This is a genomic window from Micromonospora sp. NPDC004336, assembly GCF_053602615.1.
Genome location: NZ_JBSGDY010000072.1, coordinates 20,046 through 28,983, shown reverse-complemented (window position 1 = coordinate 28,983; position 8,938 = coordinate 20,046). Strand labels below are relative to the sequence as shown.

Here is an 8,938-nt window from a genome sequence, read left to right as displayed (position 1 = left end):
CGGACGATCGCCCGGCCCATCGCCACCAGCTGGCGCTGACCGCCGGAGAGGTTCGCCGGCTTGCGGTCCAGCCTGCAGGCAGCCCGCCCGCGTGCCGACGGCGTTCACGGCGGTCAGCCCGGCGAGCAGGAGCAGCAGGAGCGCCGGCAGGCCGGCCGCCAGTTCGGCGGTGAAGGAACCCCGGTCGTGGCCGGCCCGCCGGCGCCCGTTCACTTGAGTGCCCGGTCGATGACGGCGGTCAACGCGGACTGCACGTTGCCGGAGGTCAGCACCTTCAGCAGGATCCCGGCGAAGGCGACGGCGGCCAGGGTGCCGACCGCGTACTCCGCCGTGTTCATCCCGGCGTCCCCGCGTAGGCGGGAGAGGAGCTTGCGCACCTTACTGTCCTTTCTCGATGGTGATCAGAGCACGTCGCCGAGGACGGCGACGACCACCGGCACAAGGCCGGCGAGAATGAAGGCCGGCAGGAAGCAGAGCCCCAGCGGCAGCACGATGAGCACGCCCGCCCTTCGGGCCGCCGCCTCGGCAGCCGTGGACCGGTCGGCGCGCAGGTCGTCGGCGAGCCGGGTCAGCGCGCCGGCCAGCGCGGCACCGCTGTTCGAGGAGCGAAGGACGGCTGCCGTGAGCCGCTCCGCGCCCGGCACCGACGCGAGCGGCTCCCACGCCTCCTCCGGGCCGCCGCCGAGTCGCAGCAACCGGCCGACCCGGGCGAGCCGGTCGGCGAGCGGCCCGTCGAGCGCCTCCGCCACGGCCAGGACGGACCTGTCCACCGGCGCGCCCGCCCGCATCGCCGCCGCCAGCAGGTCTGCGGCGAGTGGCAGGTCGGCGGCCTCGCGCAGTCGTCGTCTGCGTACGGCCGGCGGCTCGATCCGGCGCAGCAGCCGGTCGAGCAGCAGGGCCGCCGGCCCGGCCGCCAGGAGCCCGGGCCAGCCGTCGAAGACGACGGCCACGGCCAGGCCACCCAGCCCGGCCGCCAGCCGGACGGCGTCCGGCCGTCGCCAGGACCGCGCGGCCTCCGGCGTGTCGTCGCCGGTCCCGGACCCGACCCGAGCCGTGTCGGCCGGGCGTACGCCGGGCGGCGCCGCGCCCAGCGCGCGCAGTCGGCGCAGGGGCCGCCGTCCGGCGAGAAGCGCCATGACGAGCAGGGCCACCGCCGCCAGGCAGCCCGCGACCAGCACCGCGCGGGACATCAGGCCACCCGCCCCGACGTCGCGCCCAGCCGTTCGGCCCAGAACAGTCCCGCGACCTGGAGAACGACGGCGGCGACTGCGCACGCGCCGCCGACCGGGGTGTGCAGCAGCACCGCCACCGGATCGACGCCGATGCCGTAGCCGAGCCCGATGCCGCCGAGCGGCAGGGCGGCGAGCAGCAGCGCGGTGGCTCGCGCCCCGGCCGCCTGGGCGTCCGCCGCGGCGAGGCCCCGGTCGGACGAGCGGGCGTCCGCCTCGATGCGCTCCAGCAGCTCGGCCAGCGGCGCGCCCGTCCGGTCGGCGAGGCGTACGGCCGCCCGGGCCAGCCGCTCCAGCCGGTCCGAGCCGTCCCGCCGGCCATCGCCGGCAATTGCGTCGTCCCGGCCACTCCCGGCGGGAGGGCCGGGCTGCCCGAGGGTGAGTCGCTCGGCGGCGACCGGCACCGGCAGGCCGGCGCGGAGATCGGCGGCCAGCCCACAGAGCTGGTCCAGCCGGTGGCGCCGCGCGCGGTCCGCGCGCCGGCCCGACTGTCGCCGCAGCACGGCGCGGACGGCGAGCGTGCCGTAGCCGCCGAGGGCCACCGCCGCGACCGGCCCGGCCAGCAGCAGCCCGGTCGCGGTGCCCGTTAGCCCCGCCAGCAGCAGCGTGCGCCTCGGCGACAGGCCCCGCACGCCCGACCGGCTCTCCCCGCCGGCCGGGGCGGTCTGCCGCCGGTCGGGCCGGCGGGGTGCCGCCGTCGGGGCGGGTGTGCCGGCGGGGCGTCGTGGGTCCCGACGGGCCGGCGGTCGAGCCGGTCCCGCCGGCCGGGACGGGCCCGGATGCCCGCCGACGGGCCAGGACCAGGCCGGCCGGTCCGCCACGTTGCGCAGCGCCCACTGCGCCCCACCGCCCGGTTCGCGCCCGCTCGCCGACGTGCCGTGCGCGGCGGCAACCCGAACGACGGCAGGCAGGGCCGGGGGCGCGACCGCCTCGAACACGACGTCACGCTCCGCCTGCCGCCCGGCCGACGCCCCGACAGCGCCGGTGGCGGGTGTCGTGGCGACGCCGCCCACAGGGGTGGCCCGGCCCGGAGGCGCGACGCGGACCGCAGGGGTGGCGTGATCCGCAGGGGCGGGGTGGTCAGCACCGGTGGGGCGGTGGTCCGGGCCGGACGCCTGCCGCAGCTCGGCGATCCAGTCGACGAGCGGGTCGTCCGCCCCCGCCTTCCGGTACGCCTCGCCGGAGAGCACGCGCCGACGGCCCCGAAGGCCGCCCAGCAGGTTGGCCACGACCACCGCCGCGACGATCGCCAGCAACGCCAGCAGCGCGTACGGGGCGCTCACTGTGGCCCCGCCGACCCGGGCCAGGGCTCGCGCAGGACCGGCGGCACCGGCACGCCGCGCTCCCGCAGCAGCGCGGCGAGTTCGCGGGCGGCCGGGCCGAGGCCGCGCCCGCGGGTCCAGGCGGGAACCGCGGTGACCAGTCGGTCCGCCCCTTCGGGCAGGAGCAGGCACAGCGACTCCAGCACCCGGCCACGCTCGCCCCGCCGCACCTGGAGCACCACCTGGAGGGCGGCGGCCACCTGGGCGTGCAGCGCGGGGCGGGGCAGCCCGCCGAGCATGCCGAGGGCCTCCAGCCGGGCCGGCACGTCCGACGGAGCGTTGGCGTGCAGGGTGCCGGCGCCGCCGTCGTGGCCGGTGTTGAGGGCGGCGAGCAGGTCGACCACCTCACCGCCCCGGCACTCGCCGACCACCAGCCGGTCGGGCCGCATGCGCAGCGCCTGCCGGACCAGGTCGGTCAGCCCCACCGCGCCGGAGCCCTCCACGTTGGCCGTCCTGGCCTGCAGCCCGACGACGTGCGGATGCCGGGGGTGCAGCTCGGCCGCGTCCTCCACCAGCACGATCCGCTCCGTGGCCGGCACCAGCCCGAGCAGCGTGTTCAGCAGGGTGGTCTTGCCCGAGCCGGTGCCGCCGGTCACCAGGTACGCCAGCCGGGCCGACACCACGGCGGAGAGCACCGGCGCCACCGGTCGCGGCACCGTCCCCTGGCGCACCAACTCGTCGAGGGTGAACGGTCGCTGCCGGAACGTCCGCAGGGACAGGTAGGGCCCGTCGGTCGCCACCGGCGGCAGCACGGCGTGCAGCCGCGTGCCGTCGGGCAGCCGGGCGTCCGCGTACGGGGAGCCGTCGTCGAGCCGCCGGCCCGCGCTGGCGGTCAGCCGCTGGGCGAGCCGGCGCACGTCGTCCACCGTGCCGACCGGCACCGCTACCTGGTGCAGGCCCTGCCCGCGATCCACCCAGACCCGGACGCCGTTGACCAGCACGTCGGTGACCTCCGGGTCGGCCAGGAGCGGGGCGAGCGGACCGGCCCCCACGAGGTCGTCGCGCACCCGGTCGGCCATCCGCAGCAGGGCGGTGTCCCCGAGCACGGCGGCGGCGGGCTCGGCGCGTACGGCGGAGACGATCGCGGCGGGGGTGACGGGCGCTGCCGCCGCCGCGATCCGCTGTCGCACCCGGGAGGCGAGGGTTTCGCCCTCGGTGGGCCCGGTCATGCCGCACCCGCCGTGGGCGCGCCGGTCAGCTCGGCGACGATGCGCTGGCAGAGGGAGGCGAGCGGGCCCCGGCCGTGGGCGGTCGGCGCCTCGCCCCGCTCCAGCCCCCGGGCCAGCGCCGGCTCCGGACGGAGGGTGCCGGCGAGCGGAAGCCCCAGCGCGCGGGCCACCTCGGCGGCCCCGAGTCGGCCCGGCGCGGGCCCGCGCACGATCACCGACATCGCGGCGCAGTGCGGTGCGGCGGCCGCCACCACCCGGGTGGCCGCGGCGGTGGCCCGCAGTTCGGCCGGTACGACGACGAACACCTGGTCGGCCGCCTGGAGGGCGGTGACTGCCGCGTCGTCCAACTGGCGGGGCAGGTCCACCACCACGAAGTCCCGGCCGCGCCGGGCGGCGTCGATCGTGGCCGCCATCGCCTGGGCGGGCAGGGCCAGCAGGTCGCCCCGGTCCCAGGAGAGCACCACCAGGTCGCCCCGGCTCGGCAGGGCGCGCACCAGCGCCGGGGCGTCCACCCGGCCGTCGGCGTCCGTCAGTGCCGGCCACCGCAGCCCTTCGAGCTGCTCCCAGCCGAGCACGAGGTCGAGCCCGCCGCCGAGCGGGTCGGCGTCGACGAGCAGGGTGCGCAGCCGGGCGCGCGCGGCGGTCACCGCGAGCCCGCCGGCCAGGATGCTCGCGCCCGCGCCGCCGCGCCCGCCCAGCACGGCGGTGATCCGTGCTCCGCCCCGGTCGACGCCGTCCGGGCCGCACTCGGCGAACCGGTCGACCAGCCACGGCTCGGCCGCCGGCAGGACCGCCACGTGTTCGGCGCCGATCAGCTCGGCGACCTCGAAGCCGGGATCGGGCTGACCGGACCGGCCGACCAGCACCATCCGTGGCCGCTGCGGCAGCCGCGCCCGCAGGCACTGCTGGGCCTGGTCGACGCCGACCAGCACCAGCGGCGCGGGCAGCCAGCGGGTCCGGGCCGCCGCCGGGTCGGCGGCGAGCTCCACCTCGACGCCGCCCGCTGCGGCGAGCCGGAGGAGGTCGTCGAGCAGATCGCCGTCCGAGGTGACGAGCAGCGGCAGGCGCCGGTGCGGCGGGACGGAGGTACGGGGTGGCATCGCGGCCTCCAGCGGTCGGGCTCCTGGGTTGCTGTCCCGTGACCCTGCTCCTGACCCGTCACCGGCCGCCGTCCCTCGCCGGCCGCCTGTGGACAACTTCGGCACCTGTGGACAACGCCCACCGGGCGAGTCGATCTGCTATGGCCGCCGGCCGTACGGATCGATAGCCTGCGTTGCATGCACCGCAGCCGCGTGTACGCCATCCTGATCGACACGCCGCGGGCGGAGGCCGCCCGGGCGGCGGCGTTCTGGTCTGCCGCCCTCGGCGTCCCGGCCGAGCCCGACGCCGGATATCCGCAGTTCATCAGCCTGCACGACGCCCTGCCCGGGCTGGTCGCCGCCGTGCAGGTGGTCGACGACGAGCCCCGCTTCCACCTGGACTTCGAGACCGACGACGTCGAGGCGGAGACCGCCCGGCTGATCGCCCTCGGCGCCACCCAGGTCGCGCGGTGGCAGGAGTGCCGCGTGCTGCGCGTGCCCGGCGGACACCTGGTCTGCGTCCTACCGGTGGAGAGCCCGCCGGAGGTCTTCGACGCCGAGGCCAGGACCTGGCCGTGACGGGGTGCGCGGTCAGCCACCTCTGACGCGGTCCGGCTGGCCGCCGTCGCCGACCAGAAGGGAAGGCGGCGTCAGGAACAGTTGCGTGCGCTCGGTGGGACCGCGGCACGACGTCGGCTCTGGTCGCGGTCGACCTCCTGCAGGGCGAGGACGTCGGCGTCGAGGGTGGTCCGGCGCCCGCGACCGGCTCGGTGAGCGGCGCCACCGATCACTGTTCTGTACCGTACATTCCAGAACTGCTACGGTACGGGGCATGGCGCGACCGAAGGCGTTCGACGAGGACCAGGTGCTGGATGCGGCCATGCGGGCGTTCTGGTCGGCCGGCTACGAGGCGACCTCGACGGAAGACCTGTGCGAGGCGACCGGGTTGGGCCGGAGCAGCATCTACAACACCTTCAAGAGCAAGCACGAACTGTTCGAGAAGACGCTGCTGCGCTACATGGCGAGCCGCACCGCCTCGATCGTCGAGTTGCTGGAGAGCGACCTGCCGGTCCGGGAGAAGATCCGCACCCTCCTGTGGCGGGCCGCCGAGACCGAGCCCGGAGACCCGGTCGGCTGCCTGGTGGTCAACTCCATCATCGAGCTGGCGCCGCACGACGAGGAGATCGCCGCCCGACTCGAACGCGACCAGGATCGGCGACTCACGGCCCTCCGCCTGGCGATAGAGGCAGGCCAGCGCCGGCGGGAGATCGACGCGGACAAGGACCCCGCCACCCTCGCCCGCTTCGTCGTCGCCACGATCAGCGGGATGCGCGTCCTCGCTCGCGGCGGCGCCGATCCCGCCACCCTGCGGGCGGTCGCCGACACCGCCCTCGACGCGGTCTGACAGCGGCGGCTCCGGCCGCCGCCATCTCACACCCTAATTTTGTACCGATCAGTTCAATAGGAGGAGGCATCCCGATGCCGCTAGCCGTCTACGTCCTCGGCCTGGCGATATTCGCCCAGGGCACGTCGGAACTCATGCTCGCCGGCCTGCTTCCCGAGATGGCCGCCGACCTGGGCGTGTCGATCCCGCACACCGGGCTGCTGATCTCCGCGTTCGCCGCCGGCATGCTGGTGGGCGCCCCGGTCCTAACCGTGGCGACCCTGCGCTGGCCGCGCCGCACCGCCCTGCTGACGTTTCTCGCGATCTTCGCCGCCGCGCACGTCGCGGGCGCGCTGACCCCGAACTACGAGGTCCTGCTCGCCACCCGGATCGTGGGCGCCTTCGTGTACGCCGGCTTCTGGGCGGTCGCCGTGGTCGCGGCCGTCGACCTCGCCGGGCCGACCGCCCGGGGGCGGGCGGTCGGAGTCGTCGCGGGCGGTCTCACCGTCGCCACCGTCGTCGGCCTGCCCGCCGGCACGGTCGTCGGTCAACACCTCGGCTGGCGCGCCGCCTTCTGGGCCGTGGCGGTGCTCACCGCCCTCGCGGCCGTCGGGGTCGTCGCCACCATCCCGGCCGGACGACCGCATCCGCGGCGCGCACCCCGGCTCGCAGACGAGTTCCGCGCCCTGGCGAACGTGCAGCTCTGGCTGCTGTACGCCACGACGGCCCTCGCCACGACCGCCCTGATCGTCTCGTTCAGCTACCTGGCGCCGATGCTGACCGAGACGACCGGCCTGGCGTCGGGCTGGGTCCCCGCGGTCCTCGCCCTCTACGGGATCGGCGCGCTCATCGGCATCACCATCGGCAGCCGCAGCGCGGACACGCGTCCCGTCCGCACCCTCCACATCGGGATCGGCGGGCTCGTCGCCGTCTCGACGCTGCTCGCCCTGACGACCGACGTACCCGCGCTGGCCGTTCCGGCCGTCCTCCTGCTCGGCGCGTTCGGGTTCGCCACCAACCCCACCCTGAACAGCCGCGCGTTCACGCTCGCGCCCAACGCGCCGACCCTCGCCGCCGCGACGAACGTCTCCGCCTTCAACGTGGGGATCACGGCGGGGCCGTGGCTCGGCGGCCTGGCCATCGACGCCGGCTTCGACTACCCCGCCGTCGCCTGGATCGGCGCGGCGCTCGGGGTCGTCACGCTCGGCGTGGTGGCGCTGTCCGCCGCCCTGCAACGCCGACAGTCCCACGCCGCGACGGGCCCCCGCACCACGGCTCCGACGCTCGCAGGCGGACGCGCCCCCGCCACGGCCTCCTGCGGCGAACGAGCATGATCGAAGATCGCGACGGGCGCACGGCGTTCGTCGATGGCCCGCTGGCTCTCGGACGACGCGCTGCCCGCGTAGGCCACCAGGACGGGCCTCAGTCGTGAACGTTAGATGTCCAGCCGCAGTTGGGGCCATCGGTCCAGCCATCCCTTGGCCTCAACTCGGCGCCGCACCTTCGCGCGGCCCGCCGGGTTGTCGAAGGCCGGAGAGGGGCGGACAACCATTCCCACGAGGTCAGCCGGCCCATGGCAGGTCACCAGGCGAACCGACTCACCCCGCAGAGCTACCGCGACGCACGTTGCCGTTTCGGGCCAGCGCGAAATCGCGTCCAGGGCGGACGTGTAGGGCTCGTCGCCGTTGCGCAGATGCATCCGTGCCTGGTTACGAATCTCCCACGGCACCCCGGGCAGGGCCGCCGCGGCTTGGGCTTCCGCGTGTTCCTCCTCGCGTTGGTCCAGTCTTGCCGGGTCGAAGTAGGCGACATCCACGTCGCGCTCCGGCGAGACCGGAAGCTTGCTGATCGCGTCCCAGACCCGATTGCGTACGAACCCGGCACCGATCCACCAGTCCGGCAATCCAAGATCAGCCACAGTCCGAAGGACCCGCATTGCTTCCGGGTCTGACTCGATTACGCCCACGACGTCCTGTGCGCTCATGACCACCCAGGGACCCTAGACCAGTGGACGGCCCCACCACTTGCATGGCGGGCTGAGGGCAGACCTACGGCCGCTGGAAGTGGTCAGTCCCTGGGCTTCGCAGTAGCGAAGCAGACGCACGGCCACGCCCGCGTCGCGGGACAACTCCCCGAGCTTCATGTGACCCGCCCCATAGGACGACGACTTGAAACTAACACCTATGTCACATCCTAATGTCGATCACATGACGACGACCATTACTGCACCAGCACCCGTTTCGCTCTACGGATTCCTGACCCCCAAGCCCGGACACGCCGACGTTTTCCGAAAGCTCCTGATGGACCTCGTCGAACCCTCTCGAGGACACGAGGGCAACCTTCTATACCACCTTCACGAACAGGAGGACGGCCGATTCTTCCTCTATGAGGTCTGGCGTTCGCAGGAGGACCTCGACCGGCACAACGCGACCCCTCTGCTGCGCGCCTTCATGGATGAACTGCCCGAGCACATCGAAGGAACGCCCGAGGCCTACTTCGGCGCGATGAGGAGTCCCTATCCGGCCCTCGCGGCCTGACCGGGGGAGGACTTCTTCGGCAAGCTGTCCCTGCTGTGCCACCCCGTCACCGCGCGATCGTCTCGGCTGCTGCCGACGCGGGCCTGCGCTGGGGCGAGTGCGCCGGGGGCTGGCCTGGCCTGCTCGTCGGTCGACCTCGATCGAGCCATGCTGCGCGTGGTTTCAGGTCGCCGAGGAGACGCACCGCGAATGGTGCTTGCGCTCGTCACGGCCGCGTT

10 protein-coding genes and 1 pseudogene are annotated in these 8,938 nt (G+C 75.0%); 4 read left to right on the top strand and 7 right to left on the bottom strand.

Annotated elements, in window-relative coordinates; genetic code table 11:
* The 6 genes and pseudogenes from ACWENR_RS16940 to ssd all read right to left on the bottom strand — a co-directional run.
* A pseudogene (locus ACWENR_RS16940) lies at positions 1-213 on the bottom strand (TadE family type IV pilus minor pilin); the annotation flags it as partial.
* Complete coding sequence (locus tag ACWENR_RS16935; RefSeq protein WP_208418639.1) at positions 210-338, bottom strand: DUF4244 domain-containing protein; 129 nt, start codon at positions 336-338, stop codon at positions 210-212. The pseudogene ACWENR_RS16940 and the gene ACWENR_RS16935, both read right to left, overlap by 4 nt.
* 63 nt (positions 339-401) lie before the next feature.
* A complete protein-coding gene (locus tag ACWENR_RS16930) occupies positions 402-1,190 on the bottom strand; it encodes a type II secretion system F family protein (protein ID WP_452277922.1) in 789 nt (262 codons plus the stop codon).
* The gene (locus ACWENR_RS16925; RefSeq protein WP_452277921.1) at positions 1,190-2,512 is read right to left on the bottom strand and encodes a hypothetical protein; all 1,323 of its coding nucleotides are present in this window, start codon (positions 2,510-2,512) and stop codon (positions 1,190-1,192) included. The genes ACWENR_RS16930 and ACWENR_RS16925 overlap by 1 nt, the downstream gene beginning before the upstream one ends.
* Positions 2,509-3,720: a TadA family conjugal transfer-associated ATPase gene (locus ACWENR_RS16920; RefSeq protein WP_452277920.1), complete on the bottom strand. Its 1,212-nt coding sequence runs from the start codon at positions 3,718-3,720 to the stop codon at positions 2,509-2,511. Before ACWENR_RS16920 ends, ACWENR_RS16925 begins: the two co-directional genes overlap by 4 nt.
* Positions 3,717-4,820, bottom strand: coding sequence for a septum site-determining protein Ssd (gene ssd, locus ACWENR_RS16915; RefSeq protein ID WP_452277919.1), 1,104 nt, complete (start codon positions 4,818-4,820; stop codon positions 3,717-3,719). The genes ACWENR_RS16920 and ssd overlap by 4 nt, the downstream gene beginning before the upstream one ends.
* Before the next feature lie 177 nt (positions 4,821-4,997).
* On the opposite strand from ssd, the gene ACWENR_RS16910 reads away from it, so the two are divergent.
* The 3 genes from ACWENR_RS16910 (at position 4,998) to ACWENR_RS16900 (ending at position 7,517) form a co-directional block, all read left to right on the top strand.
* Positions 4,998-5,378, top strand: coding sequence for a VOC family protein (locus ACWENR_RS16910; protein WP_452277918.1), 381 nt, complete (start codon positions 4,998-5,000; stop codon positions 5,376-5,378).
* A gap of 253 nt (positions 5,379-5,631) precedes the next feature.
* Positions 5,632-6,204 (top strand): TetR/AcrR family transcriptional regulator, encoded by a 573-nt coding sequence (locus tag ACWENR_RS16905; RefSeq protein WP_452277917.1) that lies wholly within the window; start codon positions 5,632-5,634, stop codon positions 6,202-6,204.
* A 74-nt stretch (positions 6,205-6,278) separates the two neighbouring features.
* Positions 6,279-7,517 carry a Cmx/CmrA family chloramphenicol efflux MFS transporter gene (locus tag ACWENR_RS16900; RefSeq protein WP_452277916.1) on the top strand — a complete coding sequence of 413 codons (1,239 nt, stop codon included), beginning with the start codon at positions 6,279-6,281 and terminating at the stop codon, positions 7,515-7,517.
* A 101-nt stretch (positions 7,518-7,618) separates the two neighbouring features.
* Here ACWENR_RS16900 and ACWENR_RS16895 read toward each other — a convergent pair whose 3' ends face one another.
* Positions 7,619-8,167 carry a nucleotidyltransferase family protein gene (locus tag ACWENR_RS16895; protein WP_452277924.1) on the bottom strand — a complete coding sequence of 183 codons (549 nt, stop codon included), beginning with the start codon at positions 8,165-8,167 and terminating at the stop codon, positions 7,619-7,621.
* 223 nt (positions 8,168-8,390) lie between these two features.
* Between ACWENR_RS16895 and ACWENR_RS16890 the strand changes: the two genes are divergently transcribed.
* The gene (locus tag ACWENR_RS16890) at positions 8,391-8,720 is read left to right on the top strand and encodes a putative quinol monooxygenase (RefSeq protein WP_452277915.1); all 330 of its coding nucleotides are present in this window, start codon (positions 8,391-8,393) and stop codon (positions 8,718-8,720) included.
* The last annotated feature ends 218 nt before the right edge of the window (positions 8,721-8,938 follow it).